Origin of the sequence: Kitasatospora sp. NPDC097691 (genome assembly GCF_040302665.1) — a bacterium.
Taxonomy (GTDB): Bacteria; Actinomycetota; Actinomycetes; order Streptomycetales; family Streptomycetaceae; genus Kitasatospora.
Genome location: NZ_JBEORY010000051.1, coordinates 1 through 22,418, shown reverse-complemented (window position 1 = coordinate 22,418; position 22,418 = coordinate 1). Strand labels below are relative to the sequence as shown.

24 protein-coding genes and 1 pseudogene are annotated in these 22,418 nt (G+C 69.7%); 17 read left to right on the top strand and 8 right to left on the bottom strand.

Going from position 1 to position 22,418, the window contains the following annotated elements:
- Window positions 1-38: 38 nt before the first annotated feature.
- The 3 genes from speB to ABTY56_RS28485 form a co-directional block, all read right to left on the bottom strand.
- Window positions 39-1,010, bottom strand: a complete 972-nt coding sequence (gene speB, locus ABTY56_RS28495) for an agmatinase (protein WP_350632063.1) — start codon at window positions 1,008-1,010, stop codon at window positions 39-41.
- A gap of 442 nt (window positions 1,011-1,452) precedes the next feature.
- The gene (locus ABTY56_RS28490) at window positions 1,453-1,992 is read right to left on the bottom strand and encodes a cupin domain-containing protein (RefSeq protein WP_350632062.1); all 540 of its coding nucleotides are present in this window, start codon (window positions 1,990-1,992) and stop codon (window positions 1,453-1,455) included.
- Complete coding sequence (locus ABTY56_RS28485; protein WP_350632061.1) at window positions 1,989-2,744, bottom strand: hypothetical protein; 756 nt, start codon at window positions 2,742-2,744, stop codon at window positions 1,989-1,991. The genes ABTY56_RS28490 and ABTY56_RS28485 overlap by 4 nt, the downstream gene beginning before the upstream one ends.
- A gap of 257 nt (window positions 2,745-3,001) precedes the next feature.
- Here ABTY56_RS28485 and ABTY56_RS28480 point away from each other — a divergent pair, with 257 nt between their 5' ends.
- The 4 genes from ABTY56_RS28480 (at window position 3,002) to ABTY56_RS28465 (ending at window position 6,071) form a co-directional block, all read left to right on the top strand.
- Window positions 3,002-3,787 carry an AraC family transcriptional regulator gene (locus tag ABTY56_RS28480; RefSeq protein WP_350632060.1) on the top strand — a complete coding sequence of 262 codons (786 nt, stop codon included), beginning with the start codon at window positions 3,002-3,004 and terminating at the stop codon, window positions 3,785-3,787.
- An 80-nt stretch (window positions 3,788-3,867) separates the two neighbouring features.
- Complete coding sequence (locus ABTY56_RS28475; RefSeq protein WP_350632059.1) at window positions 3,868-4,485, top strand: LysE family translocator; 618 nt, start codon at window positions 3,868-3,870, stop codon at window positions 4,483-4,485.
- Between the two features lie 145 nt (window positions 4,486-4,630).
- Window positions 4,631-5,443 carry an IclR family transcriptional regulator gene (locus ABTY56_RS28470; protein ID WP_350632058.1) on the top strand — a complete coding sequence of 271 codons (813 nt, stop codon included), beginning with the start codon at window positions 4,631-4,633 and terminating at the stop codon, window positions 5,441-5,443.
- A 10-nt stretch (window positions 5,444-5,453) separates the two neighbouring features.
- Window positions 5,454-6,071: a TetR/AcrR family transcriptional regulator gene (locus ABTY56_RS28465; RefSeq protein ID WP_350632057.1), complete on the top strand. Its 618-nt coding sequence runs from the start codon at window positions 5,454-5,456 to the stop codon at window positions 6,069-6,071.
- Here the strand turns inward: ABTY56_RS28465 and ABTY56_RS28460 are convergent.
- On the bottom strand, window positions 6,054-7,499 hold the full coding sequence (locus ABTY56_RS28460; protein ID WP_350632056.1) for an MFS transporter: 1,446 nt from the start codon (window positions 7,497-7,499) through the stop codon (window positions 6,054-6,056). The genes ABTY56_RS28465 and ABTY56_RS28460 overlap by 18 nt on opposite strands.
- Before the next feature lie 406 nt (window positions 7,500-7,905).
- On the opposite strand from ABTY56_RS28460, the gene ABTY56_RS28455 reads away from it, so the two are divergent.
- From ABTY56_RS28455 to ABTY56_RS28430, 6 genes are read left to right on the top strand one after another with little or no spacing between them, the layout of a single operon-like run.
- Complete coding sequence (locus ABTY56_RS28455) at window positions 7,906-8,751, top strand: alpha/beta fold hydrolase (RefSeq protein WP_350632055.1); 846 nt, start codon at window positions 7,906-7,908, stop codon at window positions 8,749-8,751.
- Window positions 8,752-8,779: 28 nt separating this feature from the next.
- Window positions 8,780-9,688, top strand: a complete 909-nt coding sequence (locus ABTY56_RS28450; RefSeq protein WP_350632054.1) for a VOC family protein — start codon at window positions 8,780-8,782, stop codon at window positions 9,686-9,688.
- A gap of 17 nt (window positions 9,689-9,705) precedes the next feature.
- Complete coding sequence (locus ABTY56_RS28445) at window positions 9,706-11,034, top strand: aromatic ring-hydroxylating dioxygenase subunit alpha (protein ID WP_350632053.1); 1,329 nt, start codon at window positions 9,706-9,708, stop codon at window positions 11,032-11,034.
- Entirely contained in the window at window positions 11,031-11,573 is a 543-nt protein-coding gene (locus ABTY56_RS28440; RefSeq protein ID WP_350632052.1) for an aromatic-ring-hydroxylating dioxygenase subunit beta, read from the top strand. The genes ABTY56_RS28445 and ABTY56_RS28440 overlap by 4 nt, the downstream gene beginning before the upstream one ends.
- Window positions 11,570-11,953 carry a bifunctional 3-phenylpropionate/cinnamic acid dioxygenase ferredoxin subunit gene (locus ABTY56_RS28435; RefSeq protein ID WP_350632051.1) on the top strand — a complete coding sequence of 128 codons (384 nt, stop codon included), beginning with the start codon at window positions 11,570-11,572 and terminating at the stop codon, window positions 11,951-11,953. Before ABTY56_RS28440 ends, ABTY56_RS28435 begins: the two co-directional genes overlap by 4 nt.
- Window positions 11,940-12,728 carry an SDR family oxidoreductase gene (locus tag ABTY56_RS28430; RefSeq protein ID WP_350632050.1) on the top strand — a complete coding sequence of 263 codons (789 nt, stop codon included), beginning with the start codon at window positions 11,940-11,942 and terminating at the stop codon, window positions 12,726-12,728. The genes ABTY56_RS28435 and ABTY56_RS28430 overlap by 14 nt, the downstream gene beginning before the upstream one ends.
- A 108-nt stretch (window positions 12,729-12,836) precedes the next feature.
- On the opposite strand, the gene ABTY56_RS28425 is transcribed toward ABTY56_RS28430, so the two are convergent.
- Together ABTY56_RS28425 and ABTY56_RS28420 are read right to left on the bottom strand one after the other, a co-directional pair.
- The gene (locus ABTY56_RS28425) at window positions 12,837-13,181 is read right to left on the bottom strand and encodes a DUF3703 domain-containing protein (RefSeq protein WP_350632049.1); all 345 of its coding nucleotides are present in this window, start codon (window positions 13,179-13,181) and stop codon (window positions 12,837-12,839) included.
- Between the two features lie 45 nt (window positions 13,182-13,226).
- A pseudogene (locus ABTY56_RS28420) lies at window positions 13,227-13,367 on the bottom strand (transcriptional regulator); the annotation flags it as partial.
- Between the two features lie 248 nt (window positions 13,368-13,615).
- Here ABTY56_RS28420 and ABTY56_RS28415 point away from each other — a divergent pair.
- Window positions 13,616-14,854, top strand: coding sequence for an NAD(P)/FAD-dependent oxidoreductase (locus tag ABTY56_RS28415; protein ID WP_350632048.1), 1,239 nt, complete (start codon window positions 13,616-13,618; stop codon window positions 14,852-14,854).
- A 79-nt stretch (window positions 14,855-14,933) separates the two neighbouring features.
- Here the strand turns inward: ABTY56_RS28415 and ABTY56_RS28410 are convergent, their stop codons facing one another.
- Window positions 14,934-15,734 carry an IclR family transcriptional regulator gene (locus ABTY56_RS28410; protein ID WP_350632047.1) on the bottom strand — a complete coding sequence of 267 codons (801 nt, stop codon included), beginning with the start codon at window positions 15,732-15,734 and terminating at the stop codon, window positions 14,934-14,936.
- Between the two features lie 166 nt (window positions 15,735-15,900).
- Between ABTY56_RS28410 and ABTY56_RS28405 the strand changes: the two genes are divergently transcribed.
- The 6 genes from ABTY56_RS28405 to ABTY56_RS28380 all read left to right on the top strand — a co-directional run bounded on the left by ABTY56_RS28405 (window position 15,901) and on the right by ABTY56_RS28380 (window position 21,031).
- A complete protein-coding gene (locus tag ABTY56_RS28405) occupies window positions 15,901-16,863 on the top strand; it encodes a TAXI family TRAP transporter solute-binding subunit (RefSeq protein ID WP_350632046.1) in 963 nt (320 codons plus the stop codon).
- A 26-nt stretch (window positions 16,864-16,889) separates the two neighbouring features.
- A complete protein-coding gene (locus ABTY56_RS28400; protein WP_350632045.1) occupies window positions 16,890-17,915 on the top strand; it encodes an NAD(P)/FAD-dependent oxidoreductase in 1,026 nt (341 codons plus the stop codon).
- Window positions 17,903-18,232: a ferredoxin family protein gene (locus ABTY56_RS28395; RefSeq protein ID WP_350632044.1), complete on the top strand. Its 330-nt coding sequence runs from the start codon at window positions 17,903-17,905 to the stop codon at window positions 18,230-18,232. The genes ABTY56_RS28400 and ABTY56_RS28395 overlap by 13 nt, the downstream gene beginning before the upstream one ends.
- Before the next feature lie 12 nt (window positions 18,233-18,244).
- Window positions 18,245-18,943 (top strand): class II aldolase/adducin family protein, encoded by a 699-nt coding sequence (locus ABTY56_RS28390; protein ID WP_350632043.1) that lies wholly within the window; start codon window positions 18,245-18,247, stop codon window positions 18,941-18,943.
- An 88-nt stretch (window positions 18,944-19,031) separates the two neighbouring features.
- Entirely contained in the window at window positions 19,032-20,093 is a 1,062-nt protein-coding gene (locus tag ABTY56_RS28385) for a GNAT family N-acetyltransferase (protein WP_350632042.1), read from the top strand.
- A 191-nt stretch (window positions 20,094-20,284) separates the two neighbouring features.
- Window positions 20,285-21,031: a dienelactone hydrolase family protein gene (locus ABTY56_RS28380; RefSeq protein WP_350632041.1), complete on the top strand. Its 747-nt coding sequence runs from the start codon at window positions 20,285-20,287 to the stop codon at window positions 21,029-21,031.
- 393 nt (window positions 21,032-21,424) lie between these two features.
- Here the strand turns inward: ABTY56_RS28380 and ABTY56_RS28375 are convergent, their stop codons facing one another.
- Window positions 21,425-22,159 carry a sigma-70 family RNA polymerase sigma factor gene (locus ABTY56_RS28375; RefSeq protein WP_350632040.1) on the bottom strand — a complete coding sequence of 245 codons (735 nt, stop codon included), beginning with the start codon at window positions 22,157-22,159 and terminating at the stop codon, window positions 21,425-21,427.
- Between the last annotated feature and the right edge of the window lie 259 nt (window positions 22,160-22,418).

The window sequence follows — 22,418 nt, the reverse complement described above, 5'->3', positions numbered from 1 at the left end:
ATCGGCCGCGGGTGGATTCACACGTGGAGCGCCTTCGTTCAGGCGCCCTTCGCCGAAGCCCGGTTCTCGCCGAGTGCGATGAGCGAGATCAGTTCCCAGGCCGTGTGTGCCGCGGCGAGCCCGGTGACGTCGGCATGGTCGTAGGCGGGGGCGACCTCCACGATGTCGCATCCGACGATGTTCAGCCCCGACAGGCCGCGGAGGGTGCCGAAGAGTTCACGGGTCGTCAGTCCACCGACTTCCGGGGTCCCGGTGGCGGGGGCATGGGCGGGATCCAGGACGTCGATGTCCACGGAGACGTAGACGGGCCTCGCTCCCAGCCGTCGGCGGATCTGCGCGACGATGTCGTCGATCGGGCGGTCCTGGAACTCCTGGCTGTCGATCCGCTCGAACCCGGCCTTCCGGTCGTCGACCAGTTCGCTGGGATCGTAGACGCCGCCGCGCGTTCCCACGTGCTGACAGTGGTTCAGGTCGAGGATGCCTTCCTCGGAAGCGCGCCTGAAGGGCGAGCCGTGCCACACGCTCGCGCCGTGGCACATGTCCCACGTGTCCAGGTGCGCGTCGAAGTGGAGGACTGCGAGGGGGCCGTGGGCAGCGGCCGCGGCCCGCATCAGGGGCAGCGCGACGGTGTGGTCACCACCGAGGGCCACGATGCGCGTTCCCCCTTCCACCAGACGCCGCGCAGCCGCTTCGATCACCGCGACGGCACGCTGGATGTCGAACGGGCCGGCCGCGACGTCGCCTGCGTCGGCCACCTGTTGGCAGTTGAACGGATACACGTCCAGGAACTGGTGGTAGGGGTGCAACTGCCGCGAGTTCTCGCGAATGTGCGCGGGCCCGAATCGGGCCCCCGGTCGGAAGCTGGTTCCGCTGTCGAAGGGGACTCCGAGGACGGCTACATCAGCATGGGGCACTTCCTCGATGCGAGGCAGGAGCGCATAGGTCGTGAGCCCCCCGTAACGAGGCATCTGGGAGTCGTCGCGCTGTCCGACTGGTGTGGGGTTGCCCATCGGGTGGTGCTCCGTTCGTGGCGGCGTGGAAGCCGGCAGGGATTTTCTCTGGCCGAAGCCGCAGCCACGTGAGGACGTGCGGTGCGGCTCGACAGACGGCTCTCCCGGCAGTTCACCGCGGATTGCGGATGTCCGCCGAGCAGGCCCAGCGGCAAGAGCGGGTTGCAGCTGTCTGGACAGGGTGGCTCATCAGCGATCCGCAGAAAAGATATTGCTTCTGATGCTGAGCATCAGCTGCTCTAACGGTGAACCGTGGCCCTCTCCCGTACCTGGTCGGCGATGTGGATGCGCCCGGACCTCTCCCAGTCGACAGGAAGGGCCGGCCGAGGACGCCCCCGGTGGATCGGGGGATCGTCCTCGGCCGGCCCTGGTGTGCGGTGCGCTCGCTGCGCCGGACCTGGCCCCTCGCCTTCTCAGCGCCAGCCGAGAAGGCGAGTACGGGTCAGGCCGGAACGGAGACCGGCCAGGCGAAGTCCGCCAGGTCGATCTCGGGGTGGACCGCCGAACAGCCGGCGCAGGTACGCGCGCGAAGGTCGGCGGTGAATCGGGCACAGGCCTCCGCGTACATGAGGGCGGCCGGTGTGTCGTTGTCGTGCTCCCACTCGAAGCGGTGCAGTTCCCTCTCGCACCCTGCGCAGAACCAGACGGCGCCCTGCAGGCCGGCCTTGAGCGGCAGGTACCGGATCGTGACGCCTTCCTGGAGGGGCACGATCCGGTGCGGGGTCCCGGCAGGCACGTAGACGTGGTCGCCCAGGTCCATGCGGAACCGGTTCACCGAGCTGTCGCGCAGGTGCACCTGCGCCGCTCCGGACAGCTGGCTGAGCACGGTGTCCTTCTCGCAGACGAGGTGGAAGGGCTGCGGCAGCCAGTTGCGCGACAGGTAGATCTGGGGGTCGGTGTCGGCGGGCAGGACGGCGATGTCCTCGTAGTTGCCGATCTCGACGGCGGCGTCGAAGGCGTTGAGCGTGCGGCGACGGTTCACGACTGCTTCTCCTGCTCGGTCGGGGTGGGTGCGGCCTCACGCAGTGCCTGGTGGGACGAGTTCACGGCGCGGGTCTGGGCGACCTCCCTGCGCCAGCCCCAGAGTTCGCTGGGGAACAGGTCGTTGACGTGACCACAGGCGTCACACGTGCGGCCCTCGTCGGTGTTGCGCAGGACACTGAATTCGGCGGAGCCGAGCGCAGTGGCGAACTGGCGCACCGGGACACCCGGTTGGCCGTGACGCTCGGCGTCGTAGCCGGGCAGCGGGAAGGGCGTCGAGTCGTAGTCGTGTCGGAGGAGCTCCGCCTTGCAGTTCGTGCAGCGGGCGATCATCGCCTCGCCCTGGTCGCCTTCGTCGGACTGGTGCTGGGTGACCACGATGACGGCGAAGGCCTCGGGGTTCTTCTCGTTGCGCAGGAAGGAGTTCACCCCGTGCAGGTTCTGGGCCGCCATGATCTGGCCGGAGGCGAGCATCGACTCGTTGGAGCCGTAGTTGACGATGACCTCGTTGACCGCGTTCCAGTGGAAGAAGTGCCCGTACGCCTTGTCGGGACCGCCCATGATCACGCTGCCGCACGGCACGATGGCACCCGCCTCGTCGTACGGGAACAGCGGGGTGAGCTGGGCGGCGGCCTTCGCCATCTGCTCGTAGACATTGGCTTTGAGAGGTTCGCGGTCGGGGTCGGGCGAGGGGATCCGCCGCGTCTCCTTCAGTTTCTCCGACTCGATGACCGATGAGCTCAGCTTGCTCACAACTTCTCCTTCTGCGAGGGATGTTGCATCATGCGGAACAGTGGTCGCCATAGTGACACTTATCATCGTCGGGTGGCAAGCGGCGCAGACACGGGGAGGCGGTTGGATCCGCGCTCTCGGATTCGCACGCCCTGGCGCACCCGAGGGGCTTTGACAGGCTTCGACCGGCACCGATAGCGTCAATTCGGACATTTCAGCGCCGGCGGCGGACCAGCCGGGGTGATCCCTGTCCCTTGACACGAGGTGGGTGGCGGCCGATGCCCGAGTTCTGGCACAGCGCGCTCCTGCCGCACCTGGAATCACGGCGCTCCTGCCAGGAGGTCACCTGCTACCGGCCGCACTCCCACGACCGCTTCTCGATCGGACTGATCGACTCCGGCACGACCGTGTTCTCCGGAGCGGCGGGCGAGGCCCTCCCGCTCGTGGCGGGCGACGTGATCCTCATCCCGGCCGGGCACGTCCACGCCTGCAATCCGCAGCACGGCCGCTGGACGTACCAGATGATCCAGGCCGATCAGGACTGGATCACGACGCTCCTGTCCGACGAGTCGGGGAGCGCGCCGGCCGGGATCAACGTCTACCGCCACCCGGGCCTGCACGACCGGTTCAGCGCCGTCAACGATCTGCTCTTCCTCGAGGCCGATGCCGAACGTATCGAAGCCGAGTTCCGTCGAGCCCTTCAGGACTGCGCGGGGCTCGAACCGCACCGCCGGATCCTTCCCACCACCGACGCGGCCCTCCTGACCCGCCTGGGCACGGTGATCGACCGGCTGCACCAGGACGAGCCGACCCCGGCACTCGATGAGCTGGCCGAGGTCGTCGGGATGGACAAGTACCAGCTCATCCGGGCCATGAAGCAGGCCACCGGGCTGCCGCCGCTGGCATGGCGGCAGAACGACCGCGTCATCGCCGCACGGGCGATGCTCCGCGACGGGCGATCGCTCGCCGACACCGCGCACGCGCTCGGCTTCTCCGACCAGAGTCACTTCCACCGGGTGTTCCGGGCCCACGTCGCCGCCACTCCCGGCGCGTACCGCCGCTGACGCAACTTCGTTCAAGACCCCACCGGGCTGCCGCTCCAGAGTTGGCGAAGTAGATCGTCGTCAACGCCCCTGGAGCAACGATGGAGCAGTTCCTCGCCGTCGCCGTCGCGCACTTCCTCGCCCTGTTGATCCCCGGGGTGGACTTCTTCCTCATCGCCCGCACCGCGACGGCCAGCGGTCGGCGCAACGCCGGCGGCATATGCGTCGGGATCGCCTGCGCGAACGGCATCCTCATCGCTGCGGCATTCTCGGGGCTGTCGCTGATCTCGACACCTGCGGTCCTGCGCGTCATCCAGGCGGCCGGCGGCGCGTTCCTCGTCTGGATCGGGATCGCGTTCTTCCGGGCCGAGGTCAGCGTCGAGCTCACGGACCAACCGCGAGCCGGACGCATCGGCTGGGCGAAGAGCCTGGGCCTCGGACTCGCCTCGGGCTTGCTCAATCCGAAGAACGTCCTGTTCTACGTCAGCCTCGCCGCAGCTCTCAGCGACGCCGGCCCGGTGTCGCTGATGCTCTACGGGGCGTGGATGGTCACGATCGTGCTCGCCTGGGACCTTCTCGTCGCCGTCGCACTGGGCTCCAGGCACGCACTCGCCAAGCTCTCCCGCGTCCTCCCGTGGCTGACGAAGGCCGCCGGAGGCTTCCTCGCCGTCCTCGGCCTCGGGATGATCCTCACTCTCGTCACCGAGCCGATCCGCTGACCGGCGCGTGTCGCTCCCGGTGACATCCGGATCTCGACCGGACGACCGAACGCGCCCCTTGTTGACCGGTTCGACGTGCGCCAGTAGCGTCTTAGAATAATGATTCTAGAGTAATCATTCTAAGCGTGTTGAGGTGATCACAGAAATGACCGATCAACCGTTGCCGGACCTGACACCCTTCGACGCCCCGGGGAGCTCACTGGCTCCGTCGGTCCTGTGGAAGGCCTTTCGGGTCCTGGGATCGTTCAGCCACAGCCGACGGGTGCTGACCCTGGCGCAGATCATGCGCCGCAGCGAGCTGCCGAAGTCCACCACGCACCGGGTGCTGGCCATGCTGATGGAGGTGGGGGCGGTCGAACAGCACGACGGCGGCTACCGCGTAGGACTGCGCATGTTCACCCTGGGTGCCCTGCCCCCGGAGGTGGCTCTCCGGGACGCCGCGATGGTGCATCTGGAAGAGTTGCACCGCGTCACCGGACAGACCCTGCACCTGGCGATCCTGCGGGGCGGGGAGGCCGTCTACCTGGAGAAACTCCGCAGCCGGAAAGGCGATCCGTCCCCCGCCGTGGTGGGTGGCAGGCTGCCCGCCCACTGCACCGCCATCGGCAAGGCCATGCTGGCGTTCTCGGAGGAGCGGGGGGTGGCCGATGCCCTCGGCGGGCCGTTGCACCGCAGGACGGCCCACTCCCTGAAGTCGGCGGAGGACGTCCGCGGGCAACTGGCCGTTATCAGGACCGACGGATTCGCGGTCGACCGGGAGGAGGCCGTCGAGGGACTGGCCTGCGTGGCGGTGCCGGTGCTGGCCCAGCACCGTGCCGTCGCCGCCGTCTCGGTCGGATTCGCGGCCTCGGCCGGCAGCGGCCACGTTCTGATCAACGCGCTTCGCCAGGCTGCCGGGGCGATCTCCCGTTCGCTGGTGTCCGTCTCGGGCCTCCAGCCCCTCGCGGCAGGTGGATAGGGTGAACACCATGGATACGACCAGGTCGAACCGGGACCAGATGCTGGACGCCGCCGAGAGCCTGTTCAGCTCGCGAGGCTATGCGGATGTCACCATCGTCCAGGTCTGCCAGGCGTCCGGGCTGCCGGTCGGTTCGATCTATCACCACTTCACCAACAAGTTCGGCCTCCTGGCGGCGGTCGTCGACCGTGCCTCCACCCGGTTCTTCGACGGCCTTCCCGTGGTGGAGGAACTGCGCGACGCCGACCCGCTCGACCGCCTCGGTGCCTACTACGACCGGGCCGCAGAGGTCATGGGCGACCAGGCGCCCTTCATGCGGCTGATGTTCCTGCTGCAGTTGCAGGAGGACAAGGACGGAAAGATCGCACCCCTGGTCCGCGAGGCGCGCCGTCGCGTACGGGACGAGCTGACCGCCGCCATCGAACCGGTCGCCCGGGACTGCGGAGCACCGGACGCGACGGAACTCGCGAAGGAGCTGGCGGAACTCACCGTGTCGTTCACCGCCGGACTGGTGGCCTTCACCGAAAGCGGGACCTCCGGCGTCGCCACCGGGATGCGTCGCCTGCGCCAGTTCGTCCTGACGGCCATCAAGGAGAGCGTCACCGGCCGGTCAGTGACGGCCCCCTGAGCGCCGACGCCCCGGAGCACCGGCGGCACGGGGTACGAACAGTCCGAACCCCGCCAGGAGGACGACGGCCGCGGCCATGGCCGCTCCGGTTGCCGCGAGCACCACGAGGGCGTTCTCCCGCGGCGCACCACCTCCCTCCGGGGTGAAGGCGGCCAGCACCGCCGTGACGAGGCTGCTTCCCGCCGCGCCACCCACCCAACGGGTCAGCGCGTTCGCGCTGTTCGCCATACCGACCTGGGACGGGGGTACGAACTGGGCCAGCAGCGCCGGAAGCGCGGCGTACCCCAGGCTCACCATCACCCCGATGGTGAAACCGGAGGCCACCACCTGCCAGGTCCGATCGTGGGCCAGGGCCAGGACGGCGAAGCCCACGATGCCGGCGAGGCCGGACAGGACGAGGGTGCGGCGACTGCCGTGGCGGACGATCAGCCGACCGCCGACCGGCGCGGCGAACACGGCCGCGACGGCGGGCGGCAGCAAGTAGACCGCGGCGGCGGTCAGCGCCGAAGCGCCGAAGCCGTAGCCCGAGGACTCTGGTGTGCTGCGCGCGAGGTGGCCCAGGAGCAGCGCGGAGAGGTACATGACGGCGCCGACCAGCGCGGACACCAGATTCGCGATCATGATCGGTCGGCGGCGCAGCAGCTCCAGGTCCAGCAGGGGGTCGTGCCGGCGGCTCTCCGCCCGCAGGAAGAACCAGAGCGCCGCCACCGCGCCGACGGCCATCGCGACGACCGGCGTCGAAGTCCAGCCCCAGTCGGCCCCCTGCGACAGCGGCAGCATCACCAGCACCAGGCCGGTGCCCAGCAGGGTGGCTCCCGTGACGTCCACTCGTCCGGTGTCGACGGCCGTCCCCCGGCGGGGCACGAACAGGAGCACCAGGAGCAGCGAGATCGTTCCGAGCCCGGCGCAGAGCCAGAACAGCACCCGGTAGTCGGGGTCGACCCGGTTCAGCACGCCGGCGATCACCGGGCCGAGCCCGCCGCCCACGGCGAGCGTTCCGGACATCAGTGCCATGGCGGAGGTGCGGTGCTCTCCGGGCACTTCGCGGTACAGCACCGTGATGGCCAGGGGGAACACGGCTCCCGTCGTGCCCTGGAGCGTACGGCCGAGCAGCAGCAGCCAGACGGACGGGGCGAGGGCGGACAGCACCGCGCCGGCGGTGAGCGCCGACAGACACCACACCAGCACACTACGGCCACCGCGCAGGTCGGCGATCCGGCCGAAGACCGGGACGGTGACGGCCGACACCAACAGGCCTACCGTGACCGACCAGTTGACCGTGCCGACGGAAACGTCCAGCTGTTGCGCGATGTTGGGCAGGACCGGCACGACGACTGCCGGCATCGCTCCCGCGACGACGCCGGAGAAGCACAGGGCGAACAGCAAACGCCCGTAACGGGAGGGGGGTTGGTCCATGGGGCTCGGCATGGCGGCACCGTAGCCACCGGACCGTCGCAACGAGGGACCACTGTCCCGGTGGCCGGGACACCCTCGGTCACCGGATCCGGCCCGGAGGGCACCGGCTTCCGCGTCCGGTGATGCGGACGCGGTGGCGTTCCGACCACCGGAACGGTCCTCCCCGCACGAGGCCCCGCGGGCCGAGACTCATCCTCAGTGGAGGCGACCGCGGTGACCCCCGTGTCCTCACATCGCGGTCGCCTCCACCGCACGGGCCGGCGGTAACCCACCTTCCGCACCCGCCCTCCCCCGCTGGGCCCGCCGTCGTGGCGGAGGCCTCCGGCTCCGGCTCCGGCCCCGGACGCGGGCGCGGGCGACTGGTGGCCACGGGCCACTCCGCGGGTGCCAAGGTGACTCAATCAGTGGAGCAAGACTCATGGGCAACTCGATCGTCACATCCGATGTGAAAACAGGGCAGCACAGCATTCGGCTGAACCGAGCCGGGGAGGGCAACACGGATGCCGTTCTCTTCCTGCACGGCTCGGGCCCCGGCGCCACCGGTATGTCCAACTTCAGCGGCACCATCCCGGCGTTCGCCTCTTCCTACGACTGCCTGGTCATCGACCAGGTCGGCTGGGGCGACTCCAGCCACCCGGACACCCCGCCCGGCGCCCGCATCCGGCAGAACGTAGATGCCGTGCTGGGGCTGCTCGACGAACTCGACCTCGACCGGGTCCATCTGGTCGGCAACTCGATGGGCGGCGCACTGGCGCTGCACCTGCTGGCCCGTGCTCCGGAGCGCTTCGGCAAGGCGGTCCTGATGGGAGCCGCAGGCGCCGGGAACATGGCCGGGCCGACCCCGGCGATGATGCGGCTGATCAACTTCTACGACGACCCGACCCCCCGGGCCATGGCCGAGCTGATCTCCTTCATGCTCCACGACCCCGCCCTGTTCGGCGACCGGCTCGGAACCATCGCCGAGGAGCGACTGGCGGTGGCGGTGCGCCCGGAGGTGGAGCGTTCCCACCGGCAGACGTTCACGATGGCGCCCGGCATGGGCCCCGGCCTCCCCGAGATCGCCCTGAACCGCATTCCCAACGACGTGCTGCTGGTGCACGGGCGGGAGGACGTGATCGTGCCGCCGGAGGGAAGCGAGTGGTTCGCGCGCCGCATCCCCAACGCCCGTCTGCACCTGATCCCGCACTGCGGGCACTGGGCACAGATCGAGCAGGCCACCCACTTCAACACCGTCGCCCGGTCGTTCCTCGCCGGGCAGCTGTAGCCCGGCCGATCCATACCGAAGGAGAACAATGAGCATCGTGAGCGCCCTGGGCTACGTGGTCGTGCGAGGCCCCCTGGAGGAGTGGAAGCAGTTCGGCACGGAGGTGCTGGGGCTCCAGCTCGGCCACTCGCCGGACCCGGACACCCTCTTCTTCAAGAACGACAGCCGGTCCTGGCGGTTGGCGGTGGAGGCCGGTGCTCCCGCAGGCCCGGCGTCCCTCGTCGCGCTCGGCCTGGAGGTCAGGTCGCGCGAGGGCCTGGAGCAGTTGGCGGGAACGCTGCGCTCGCGCGGCATCGAGGTGCGCGAGGACGCGGCGTTGGCCGAGCGCCGCCGTGTCCGCCAGTTGATCAGCTTCCGCGACGGCGGCGGCAACCGGGTCGAGGCGTACTGGGGAGCGACCGTCGACCGGACCGGTTTCTCCTCCCCCCGCGGTGTCACCTTCGTCGCCGGAGAGACCGAGCACGGCGAAGTCGGGATCGGGCACGTCTTCCTGCTGGCCGCCGACACGGAGAAGGCCGCGGCCTTCTACACGGACAACCTCGGATTCCTGCTCTCCGACACGATCTCCTTCGGCCCGCAGTCCGCGCATTTCCTGCACTGCAATCCCCGCCACCACTCGGTCGCGTTCGCCGCGCTGGAGGGCGCGCCGGCCTCCGGCGTCGGCCATCTGATGCTGGAGGTCACGACCCTGGACGCGGTGGGCCGGGCAATGGACACCGTCAACCAGGCGGGCGCCCCCGTGCCGATCTCCCTCGGAGAGCACTCCAACGACCGAGTGACGTCCTTCTACGTGCGCACGCCGTCCGGGTTCGACATCGAGTACGGCTGGAACGGCCGCGTCATCGACGACCGGGACTGGACCGTGACGCACTACGAGACGACCAGCAACTGGGGCCACCGCTTCACCGCCCCGCCCACTCCCCCGACCGGCCGATAGCCGCGAAAGGCACCGTCATGCTCGATGTCAGCGAGCTGGTCCAGCCCGAGAACGGGCTGATCCACCCCAGCATCTACACCGACCCCGAGATCTACCAGGCCGAACTGGAGCAGGTCTTCGCCCGAAGCTGGCTCTTCCTGGCACACGACAGCCAGCTGCCCAAGCCCGGCAGTTTCGTCCAGGCGTACATGGCCGAGGACCCGGTGCTGGTGGTTCGCCAGCGCGACGGATCGGTCAAGGCGTTCCTCAACCAGTGCCGCCACCGCGGAATGCGGATCTGTCGCAGCGACGAAGGCGTGGCCAGGGCGTTCACCTGCACCTACCACGGCTGGGCGTACAACCTGGCCGGTGAGCTCGTGAACGTACCGATGCAGGAGCGCGCTTACCACAACGAGATCGACAAGTCGAATTGGGGTCCGCGGAGGGTTCCGCGGGTGCACAACCACAAGGGCTTCTACTTCGGCACCTGGGACGAGGACGCGCCCTCCTTCGAGGAGTACCTGGGCGACATGGTGTGGAAACTCGACGCCATGGCCGACCGGTACGACGAGGGCATCAGCCTGGTACCCGGCGCCACCAAGTGGGTGATCGACTGCAACTGGAAGTTCGCTGCCGAACAGTTCGCCAGCGACATGTACCACGTGCCGTCCTCCCACACCTCCGCCCTGGTGGCCCTCGTCGAGGACCCGCAGATACTCGCCGAACTGCACGAGCTGAACCTGACCGTGCCGGGCCGCCAGTTCTCCGGCAACGGGCACGGCGCGGGGTTCGCCCTGCGACCCGACATCCTCCCCTCCCAGTCGGGGCCCGAGTTCGACGCCTGGCTCGACGCCCACCGTGAGGAGATCTACCGGCGCGGCGGCGAACAGCGTGCCCTCGCCGCGAACGGTCACAACACCGTCTTCCCCAACTTCTCGTGGCTCGACATCAACAACACCATGCGGGTCTGGCATCCGCGCGGCCCGGGGCAGATCGAGGTCTGGGCCTGGACCTTCGTGCCCCAGGGCGCGCCGGAGGAGGTCCGCAACGAGATCCGGACCAGCACCATCCGGTCCTTCAGCCCCGCTGGCGTCTTCGAGACCGACGACGGGGAGAACTGGACGGAGATCCAGCAGGTCCTGCGTGGGCACATGGCCCGCAAGTCGCTCTTCAACGCCCAGATGGGCCTGGGCCACGAGAAACAGGGCACGGACGGCATGCCCGGCCGTGTCACCGACGACATGTACACCGAGATGGCTGCCCGCGGCATGTACCAGCGCTGGGCCGACCTCATGTCCGGCCTGTCCTGGCAGCAGATCGCCGAACTCGACCGGAACCGGCAGCAGCAGGAGGTGCACACGGCATGACCACCGCCACGCCCGACACCCGCAGGCCCGTCGACCCGACGGTCCAGCACCAGATCGAGCAGTTCCTGTACCGGGAGGCCGAACTCCTCGACGACCAGCGGTTCCAGGACTGGCTGGAGTTGTTCAGTGACGACGTGCACTACTGGCTGCCGACCCGGGTGACCCGGACCGTCCGCGAACGGAGCCTCGAAGTCGCGGGCCCGGAGGGCGCCGCCTTCTTCGACGACGACAAGACGTTCCTGAGGGGGCGGGTACGCCGACTCTCGTCGGGCCAGTCGTGGTCGGAGGAGCCGCCGTCCAGGACCCGCCGGCTGATCACCAACATCCGTCCCGTGGAACTGGCCGACGGCACCTTCGAGGTGCGGGCCAACTTCCATGTCCTGCGCAGCAGGGCGGAACGCCACCACGACACCTTCTTCGGCGAGCGGACCGATCTGCTGCGCCGGATCCCGCGGGAACCGGGATTCCAGGTGGCCCGCCGCAAGATCGTGCTGGACACCACCACACTGCTGGCACCGAGCATAAGCATCTTCCTGTGAACGAACACAACACCGCATCGCCGTGGATCCGCGCCTGCCGGGTCGACGAGCTGGCCGACGAGCAGGCAATGCGACTGGACACCGCTCCCCCCGTGTCGGTGTTCCGGACGAACGGTGAGTTCTTCTGCGTCGACGACACCTGTACCCACGAGGACTTCTCGCTGGCCGAGGGCTGGGTGGAGGACTGCTCCGTCGAATGCCCTCTGCACCTCGCGAAGTTCTGCCTGCGCACCGGCGCGGCGCTCTCCACACCCGCCTACCGGCCGCTGCGGACCCACGAGGTGCGCGTGGACGGTGACGACCTGTACGTACGCCTCGAACAGCGGCACCCGGACCCGGCGTTTCCGACCACGACCGGGGGTCGCGATGGGATGGCTTGACGAGACGTCGGCCGTCGTCACCGGAGGCGCCTCCGGCCTCGGCCGGACGATAGTGGAGCGTTTCGTCGCCGAAGGGGCGCAAGTGGTCGTACTCGACCGGTCCGCGGACCGACTCGACGACCTGAACGCCGACCTGGGCGACGCCGTCCGTACCATCCGGGGCGATGTCACCTCGTACGAGGACAACGCTCACGCGTGTTCCCTCGCCGAGCGGGAGTTCGGCAGCCTGGACACCTTCGTCGCCAACGCCGGCTTGTGGGACTTCGCACGCTCACTGACCGACACCCCCGTGGAGGAGCTGTCCGGCGGCTTCGACGAACTGTTCGCGATCAACGTCAAGGGGTACCTGCTGGGGGCCAAGGCCGCCGCACCGTGCTTGCGCAAGTCGCGAGGGAGCCTGATCCTCACCCTCTCCAGCGCCGCGCTCTTCCCCGGCCCCGGAGGAGGACCGATCTACACGGCGGCCAAGCACGCGGCGCTCGGCCTGCTCCGCCAGTTCGCCTATGAACTGGCACCCGACATCCGGGTGAACGGGGTGGCGCCGGGCGTCCTGGAGACCGGTATCAGCGGGCCGCAAGCGATGGGGCTGGCGGATTCCCACCTCGATCGTGTCCTGCCGCTCGAACAGATCGTCAGCAAGGGCACGGCGCTCGGGGTCGTGGTCCGGCCCGAGGACGTGGTCGGACCGTACGTGCTGCTCGCGTCGAAGGACTCCTCGATCACCACGGGAACGGTGATCGACGTCAGTAGTGTCAGCATCCCGCCCCGGATCTGAAAGACGGCGAGGCACCGTCGGACTCCTCCCAGACGGAGTCCGACGGTGCCTCGCCGCAACGGTGGCACACCGCCCCGGCGAGACCCGCCGTCGGCCGTCGGCCTGAAGTCAGCCGGCCAGAACGGCGGCGAGATCGTCGGGCAACGGCATCGGGCGGGTGAGGGGGACGTTCGCCCGGCCGGTGTTGCCTTCGGGGTAGCGGCCGAGGGCCGATCCGGGGGCGGCGACGATGATCCGGAGGACTTGGCCGAGGGCTTCGCGCCGGTCGCACAGTCGCAACGCGAGGCCGAACATGGCGACGTGGTTGCGGGTGTGCGGCCAGGGCCAGGGCTGGGACAAGATGTGGGCCCGTTCCAGGTGGCGCCACCGGTCGGCGGGGTCGGGAGCGGTTCGGGCGGCCGTCATCTCCGCGGCGTAAGCGGTACGGACGCCGGCAGGCATGGTGCGGGACATCGAGGTCTCCAGTGCAACGGTGATGTGCGGTCGGTGCGGCCAGCCGTCCAGTACGTGACCCGACCGGGAACAGGTGAACTCGTAGCGGACACGGCGGCCGTCGGGAACGATGACCAGGCCGCAGTCGCGCAGGCAGGCGGTGTGGTTCTACAGCCTGCTCCGGGAGATTCCGATCCCGTCCGCGAGAGCGAGCCGAAGCGTGCGAGCAATCAGCCTCGGCGGCGGCGATCAACATCGTCGACGATACACAGAATCCTGAACTCGGCACAGCCTGAATCGTCGGCCGTAGGCGCGGGATCCGTTCGTTGGCAACCCTCGGCGCCCGGGCCTGATGACGGCGTCCCACCCACCGGAACGCTTCTCCGCCCGGCCGGGAACGTGCTCCTAGCCTTGCCACCGTCTGCCCAGTGGGGCACGGGATAGCGGAGGCGCAAATGGACGGCACCAAGCACCACCATGTCATCGTCGGGGGGAGCGCGGCCGGCATCGCGGCTGCTCTCGCGATGCGGCAGCACGGATTCGCCGGGCGGGTGACGGTCGTGGAATCGGGCGGTGAACTCCCCTACGAGCGGCCTCCGTTGTCCAAGAGCATCACTGGTGGAGAAACGGGATTCCTGCGTCCCATCGCCCCTCGGGAGGCGTACGACGAGCACGGCATCGGCCTGCGCCTGGGCACGCGCGTCCAGGCCCTTGAGCCGCAGCACCGCACCGTGACGCTCGACAACGGCCAGGTGCTGCACGCCGACCGTGTGCTGCTGGCCACGGGAGTCGTCCCCCTCACCCTGCCGGTGCCCGGCTCCGGACTCTCCGGCGTCGTCACCCTGCGCGACGTGCGGGATGCCCGGATCCTGGCGGCGCGGCTGAGCGGGGGCGGGCCGCTGGTCGTCGTGGGCGGTGGCTTCATCGGGCTGGAGGTGGCGGCGGTCGCCCGAGAGGCCGGACTGGACGTCACCGTCGTCGAGATGAACGCACAGCCGCTGGAAGGCCCGCTGGGCCCGACGCTGGCATCCCGGGTGACCGACCTGCACGAACGAGCGGGTGTCACGCTGCGCACCGGGATGTCCGTGGTCGCCTTCACCGGTACGGACACCGTCACCGGGGTCCAACTGTCCACCGGGGAGGTGCTGCCGGCCACGACCGTCGTGGTCGGCATCGGGGTGAGGCCCGACACCACCCTCGCGGAACGCGCCGGAGTGCATTGCGACCGGGGCATCGTCGTCGACCAGCACTGCCGCACGAGTGTTCCCTGGATACTCGCCGCCGGTGACGTCACGAACCAACCGAACCCGTACCTGTCCGGTCGTGGCCGCATCGAGCACTGGGACAACGCCCAGAAGCAGGGCGCGGTGGCCGGGGCCGTCATGGCGGGCGTGCAGGAGTCGCACACCTCGCTGCCGTACTTCTATTCCGAGCAGTTCGGCCGGACCGTCCAGATGTACGGACGGCCCGTGGCGGAGGACGAGTTCGTCCTCCGCCACGGGGAGACGGACGACGGATTCCTCGGATTCTGGACCCGCGGCGGCGTCCTGGTCGCCGCCGCCGGGATGGGCCGCCCCAGGGAGCTGCGAGCGGCACGCACCCTGATCGAGCGCGGGAATCCCGTCACCGGCGAGGCCTTGGCCTCCCCCGCCACCGACCTGCGCGCGCTGGCCCGGGTGCCCGCGACGCGCTGAGGCCCGGAGCCGAAGCGCTCACCCTCGCGACGATCCGCTCGCGGAACGCCTTTAGCCGCCGACCCTTCGCATCGATCACCTAGCCCAGCCGGGAGCCCAGTTCGCTCGCGACGGCCGCAGTCACGCCGCCGGTCTCGGCGGCCCAGGTCGCGCCAGCGCGCGACAGTGGCGCCGTCGTGGCGAGCACAGCGCGCGGGCGACCCCGCTTGTCGCGTACCACTGCCGCGACCGCACTGACGCCTTCCTCGCTCTCCGCGTCGTTGAGCGCGTAGCCGACGCGCCGCACCTCGGCCAGCTGCCGCCGCAGCTCGTCGAGAGTGGTGAGGGTGCGGGGGGTGACGGCCTCGAGTTCGCCCGAGGGGTACAGAGCGGCGAGTTGGGCGTCGGGCAGTTCGGCGAGCAGAGCCTTGCCGGCCGCCGTCCCGTGCGCGGGCAGCGTCCATCCGATCCGGCCGCCGGTGCGCAGGACCTGCCTGCTCTCGACGCTGTCGACGTAGACCACATTGGTGCCGCGCAGGAGTGCCAGATGAGCGGTCTCGTTGGTCCTGTCGCGCAGTTCCACGAGGGCGCTGTGGGCCAGGCCCCTGATGTCGATGTTGTCGAGCACGGCCAGGCCGATGTCGACGAGCGCGGGGCCCGGCTTGTAGGCACGGGAGAACTCGTCCTGTTCGACGAACTGGTGGTGGCTCAGTGTCGCCAGCATGCGGTGGACGGTGGAGCGGGACAGGTTCATGTCGCGGGCGACCTGATTGACCCGGATCATCTCGTGGTCCTCGAACAGGCGCAGCAGGCGCAGCACGTTGTCGACCGCTCCGATCAGCCCGCTGGGGCGGTCGGCAGGGCCTGCTTCCTCGGCGCTTTCGCCTCTCTTCGCATCCACGAGAGCACAGTAGCGCAGCGATTTCCACCCCCCGTTCGACGCCTTGATCTAGTCGCAGCATGCGGTCTACTGTTCCGCATAGTGACACCATTACGGATGAGAGGAAATGGTATGTCTCTCTGCGGGAGCCTTCACCGGGCCTCCGGCCTGTCGCCGGAGGAAATCAATGACTGAGGCGCCGCGCCTGGAGCGCCCCGTCACCCTGCAGTTCCGCGGTGACTGGGGGCAGGCCAACATGCACCGCATCTGTGGCTGGATCGCCCAGGAGATGGGCGACCGGGCGCCCCTCGGTTCCCGGTTCGCCATCTGGTCGGGCACCGGCGGCCGGGACCAGATCGAGGCGCTGCGCGCCGGCGAGTGCGACATCACCGTCGTCACCCCGGCCGCCGCCGTGCGGATGCTCCACCGGGCGGGCGAGCTCGACGGCCTGTCCGCGTTGGGGGTGATCGGCCAGCGTGACCGTCTCGTCGTGGCCGTGGACGCTGCCCTTCCGGTGAACAGCGTCTCCGAACTGGCCGCAATCGCCGACCGGCTGGTGGTCGCGACCTCGCCCGACGACGGCGTCAACCTCGTCGGGTTCGCGGCGCACAAGGCGCTGCACCTGGCGGGTGTGGACCCGGACGGGCTCACCTTCGCCTACAGCGAGCGCCCCTTCCCGGCCATCAGCCGCTTCGCCTCGGGCGAGGCGAACGTGCTGGTTCACGAGGCGTTGATGACTCCGCCGTGGCAGCGCATAGACCGGGCCCGCCCGGTCAGGTACCTGCCGTGGGGCGACGAAGTCCTACGGGCCTTCGCCGCGGAGGGCTGGTCCGACGCAGTCGTGGAGGCCGGGTACCTGCCCGGGCTCCAGGAGGACCTGCGCACGCTCGAGTTCTCCGACTTCGTGGTGCTGTGCCGCGACGGCCTGCCCGAGGACGTGGCCCACCTCGCCGTGTGGTGCATGGTGCAGACCCGTCGGGCCCTGGAAGCGCAGTACGCGCACCTTCCGGTGGACCGTACGCCGGTCACGTATCCGATCGTTCCCGCCGACATGGCGCGTACGCCGCTGCCGCTGCACCCCGGAGCCGCCCGGGCCTACGCCGAGCTGGCCTCCGCGAACGTCCTGGACGAACCGTTGATGTGGGGCTGACCATGTCCGTTCCAGCTTCGGAACCGATGACCTCACAGACCGAGTTGCTGATCATCGGCGCCGGCCCCGCCGGTCTCTTCGCCTGCTTCTACGCGGGCATGCGCGGCCTGGGAGTCACCCTGCTCGACAGCCTGCCGCACCTCGGCGGGCAGGTCGCCGCCCTCTATCCGGCCAAGGAGATCTTCGACATCGCCGGGTTCCCCGCGGTCACCGGGCAGGGCCTCGTCGAGCGACTGGTCCAACAGGCCCGGCTCGCCGAACCCGTCATCCGGCTCAACGAAGGCGCGGGCTCCTTGGATCGCGGACCCGATTCGGTCACGGTGTCCACGAGCAGCGGCCACCGCATCCGGGCCGGCGCGGTTCTCGTCACCGCCGGGATCGGCCGCTTCACCCCGCGCCCGCTGCCGGCGCTCGAGAAGTACGACGGAAGTGGGGTGCACCACGTGGTGGCCGCGCCCGAGGAGTACTCGGGCCGGGACGTGGTGATTGTCGGCGGAGGCGACAGCGCCGTCGACTGGGCCAACACGCTCGCCCCGTATGCCCGTCAGATCACCCTCGTGCACCGGAGGAAGCGGTTCAGCGCCCACGAGCACTCGGTGAACCGGCTCATGGACTCCACCGTTCGGATCCTGACCAACAGCGAGATCGCGGAGGTCCACGGCGCCGGCCGGGTGGAGGCGGTGACCGTGCGCGACTGCGGCACCCAGGCCTCGGTGCGTCTCGACATCGACGTATTGATCCCGGCCCTGGGGCACATCGCCTCGCTGGGCGCCCTCAAGGACTGGGGGCTGCGCCTGAGCGGCCAGCAGATCGAGGTCGGCACCGACATGTCCACCGGCGTCGACCGCGTCTACGCGGCCGGTGACATCACCACCTATCCCGGCAAGGTCCGGCTCATGGCCGTCGGGTTCGGCGAGGCCGCCACTGCGGTCAACAACCTCGCCGTCCGACTGCGCCCGGGGCTGGACGTCTTTCCCGGTCACTCCTCGGACCGGGCGTTCCGACCCATCCCACCGCATCCGCAAGAAGAGGCGACGACATGGCGTATGTGATCAACGAGAGGTGCATCAGTGAACTCGACGGCTCGTGCGTCGACGTGTGCCCGGTGGACTGCATCTACGAGGGTCTCACCAAGCGCTACATCCAGCCCGCGGAGTGCATCGAGTGCGGCGCCTGCCTGACCGAATGCCCGGTCTCCGCCATCACGGCGCCGGCCGACACGGACCCGGCCTGGGCCGAGGACAACAGGGCCTTCTTCGCGCTGCCCCTGCCCGGTCGCAGCGCGCCGCTCGACAGTCCCGGCGGCGCATCCGGGACCGGACCGACCGGCGTGGACACCCCGCTGGTGACGAACTGGAACCAGGGCTGACCGGAAACCGTGATGAAGGAAGAGATAGAAGACACCGTTCGCGCCAGCCGCGCGCTGGCCTCCGCAGGTCTGACCGACATGGTGTGGGGACACGCCGCCGTGCGCGACCACGACGGTCGCGGCGTCTGGATGAAGGCCGCCGGCTGGGGATTCGAGGAAGTGGACGCCGAGCGCGTACTCCTCGTGGACAGGGACGGGGAGGTGCACCACGGCCGGGGCCAGCGCCACATCGAGTTCCACATCCACACCGAGATCATGGAACACCGCCCCGACGTCGGCTGCGTCGTGCACACCCACGCCCCGGCGCTCGCCGCCTTCGCCTCCCTGGACACCGAGCTGCGGCCCATCTCCCACGACGCGGTCCCCTTCTGCGAGCCGCGGTTGCCGCGGTTCACGCATACGGGCGCGCTCATCGCGACGGCCCAACTCGGCGTCGCCCTGGCCCAGACCCTCGGTGATGCGCACGCCTGCCTGATGCCGAACCACGGTGCCGTCACGGTCGGGCCCGACGCGGCCACCGCCGTGATGTACGCGGTCCTGCTGGAGCGCGCCTGCCGCACGCAGCTCATGGCCATGGCGGCGGGAGGCCCGAGGATCTGGTCGGACCCCGTCGAAACCGATTTCAAGAACCGTCAGGTATGGAACTCCACCCAGCGCGAGGCGGGCTGGCAGTACCTCCAGCGGCTTTCCGCGAGGGGCTCCCAGCCCTGAGGCCACCCGGCTTCACCGCCTTGCCGGAGCCCCCGGTTCTCCAATCCTAGAAATGACCAGAGCAACCTCCTTGAAAGGTAGGACCCCTGTGAGCGGGACACCGCATCACGACCTGGACTCGCGCGCACTGTCCGACCGGGTGACCGCCCCTTCGACCATCGACTTGCCCACTGCTGGTGAAGACCTCGTCTGGCGGCCGGTCACCGCCGCCGACATCGACCTGATCCTCGACCTGGAACACGCCGCCGGCACGGTCGACCACCCGCACTCGCTGGTGATGAGGGACGAGTTGGAGGAGGAGTTCGCTGACGAGACCTTCGTGCCCGAGCAAGACGCGGTGATCGCGGTCGACGCCGACGGAAGAGCCGTCGCCTACGGCTCGGCCGTGGCCCCGTCGGCCCCGGAGACGATCTTCTGGGTGGAACTCGACGGAACGGTGGCCCCGGACCGCCGCGGCGAGGGCATCGGCGCGGCGCTGCTCGCCTGGCAGGAGGCCCGCGGCCTCCAGCATCTCGCCTCCTGCGACGCCACCCTGCCCGGGTGGCTGGCCGTGGGCGTGGACGAGAGTGCCACCCGAACGATCCGGCTCCTGGAGGCGCACGGCTACGAGCGCGCCCGGTGGTGGCTGGAGCTGGAACGCGACCTCGCGGCACCGTTCGCCGAACCGCCGTCTCCTCCGGGGATGCGGTTCGTGCCCTACGACGAGGGCTGGGCGGAGCGGGCCAGATCCGCATGGAACGAGGCCTTCCGCGACCACTGGGGCACTCAGCCGATGACCGCCGCCGAATGGGCCGCCGGTGACCGGCTGAAGGCGTCCCGTCCGGACCTCTCCGTGCTCGCCGTCGTCCCCGACGCCTCCGAGGGCGAGCGCGTCGTCGGCTTCGTCCTCGTGGACGTCACGCCGGAGGAATGGCCGCTGCGCGGGGCCCCGTTCGGGTGCATCTCGTCCGTCGGAGTGAGGCGGGAGGCACGGGGGCAGGGCCTGGCCCGCACCATGCTGGCCCGCGTTATGCGGACGCTGCGCGCCGACGGCCTGGAGCGCGCCGTGCTGGACGTCGACGCCGAGAGCCCCACCGGCGCCCTCGGCCTGTACCAGAGCCTGGGATTCACCGTCGTCGACCGCTCGGTCAGCCTCGTCAAGCGCTTCTGACCTCGAAGCTCCTCGCAGGAGCCGGCCGGCGCCGTACGCGACGGCACCACCTGACCGCATCGAAGCAGGGCGGTCGGACGACGACCCGCCTCCGGGCAACCGGGGGCGGGTCGTCGTCCGGGACCACACCCGTGACGAATCCGTCCCCTCTCAAGCCCACTCACTCCCCCATCACCGAAGGAGCTCACATGATGAGCGACCAGCACACCTCCGATGCCGTGACGGACGACTGGTTCACCGTGGCCACCGCCGACGGCCCGATGCGCGTGTACGCGGCGCGCCCCCACCAGCCCGCCGACCGGGCGGTGATCGTCCTCCAGGAGGCGTTCGGCGTCAACGACCACATCCAGGACATCGCCCGACGCTACGCGGCCTGGGGCTTCCTCGCGCTCGCCCCCGACCTGTTCCACCGCAACGGTGTCGGCACCCTCCCCTACGAGCAGCACGCCGACGCCATGCCGCTCATCGCCGCCATCGGACCGGCGGCCGTCATCGAGGACGCCGAAGCCGTCCTCGCCCACCTCGTCGCCCAGGAAGGCATCTCGACCTCGCGAACCGTGCTCAACGGATTCTGCTTCGGCGGCCGCGCCGCCTTCACCGCGGCCACGGCGGTCCGGGGGCTCGGCGCCACCGTCGTCTTCTACGGTCCCGGCATCGCCGCCGGGCCGCACGCCGTCGTCGACCGTGCCGGAGACGTGGACGCTCCCGTGCTGCTGCACGTGGGAGCCGAGGACCCCACCATCCCCGCCGGTCACGTCTCGGCCGTCGACGCGGCACTGCGCGACGCCGGCGTCGACTTCGAGAGCTACGTGTACGAGGGCGCCGGGCACGCCTTCGCCTGCGACGCCCGCCCGCACATGTACGTCGAGGACAGCGCGCGGACCGCGTGGCAGCGCACCTGCGCATTCCTCGACAAGCACGTGCCCCCGACCTCCTGAGTGCCCGTCACACCGCAACGACGCGTGGGCGCCGGCCTGTTGGCCGGCGCCCACGACTGTTTTCGGTACGCGGCGGATCACCCGAGGGCGAGGCGGGGCGGCCGCGCGGGGTCCGGTACCGGCACCCGATCGCCTCGGATCGTCACGGCGAGGCGGAGCCATCCAGCGCTCCGAACGATCCGGAGACGTCGCGTCCCTGGATCGCTTCGCTTTCGCTCGCGATGACGTCTCAGGCTACAGCCCAAGACCATCAAACGGACGCCGTATGGGATCGTGCGGTTGACGGCTTCCTCGCTGCCGTCTCACGGACCGCTCTTCGAAGTCGGCGGCGGGCGGGGCGCTCGCCCCGCCTTCGGAGTCTGGAGTCCCTTGAATCCGCTTCGCCGGCGCGCCTCAGGCGTCCGGCATCGCCGACTGGATGAAGCGGTCGGAGCCGAGATCTTCCTCGTCGTAGCCGAGAAGCTCCGCCAGACGCCCGCGGGCGCGGCTGACGCGGCTCTTCACCGTGCCGACCTTGCAGCCCATGATCGTTGCCGCCTCCTCGTAGGAGACACCTTCGGCGCCGACCAGAACGAGCGCTTCGCGCTGATCCGGCGGCAGCTTGGCGAGCGCCGATTGCAGATCCTCGACATCGAGCCGGTCGCCCTGATGCGGGGCGGTGGCGAGGCGGGCGGCGTAGGAGCCGTCCTGATCCTCGACCTCACGCACGCGCTTGCGGTGATCCGAGTAGAAGATGTTGCGCAGGATCGTGAAGAGCCACGCGTTGAGGTTGGTGCCCGGCTGGAAGCGGGCGCGGTGCTGCCAGCCCTTGAGCAGAGTGTCCTGCACGAGGTCGTCGGAGCGGGCCGGGTTCGAGGTCAGCGACAGCGCGAAGGCGCGCAGGGACGGCACCGCGGCCAGGAGTCCGTTGCGGAATTCCGGATCGATCCGCTCGCCCTGCGCCTTCAGCGCGCCTTCGAGCTTGGCGATCAGTTCCGCGAAGCGGGACGGGGTGTCCTCGCCCGCGCCGAGCGTATCGTAGACGCTGCGCAGGTGATCGCCGAGATGGCTGCGGATCGTATCGGAAAGCTTGGGACGGCCGTCAGTCATCGCGGGACGATCCAGGGTCGCTTCGGTATCGTTGCGCATCGGGCTCTTCGCGATCGGGGCGTTTCGGCATTCATCGGCACCGCACGGCGCTCGGAGCGTGGCATCGCGCGGCATTTAACATAGTTGTAGCGCATCCCCCGTCCCAGCGCACCCGCGCCGCGCGAATTACTGTCACGCTTGCGCACAGGGATATCGGGCCGCCCCGCTCTGATCAGATGTTGGCCCGATGCTGGCCCGAAAATGCGGCAAATCCGCAGCACCGTCCCGGCGGGCTCAGGCCGCGCCGCGCAGTTCCGGC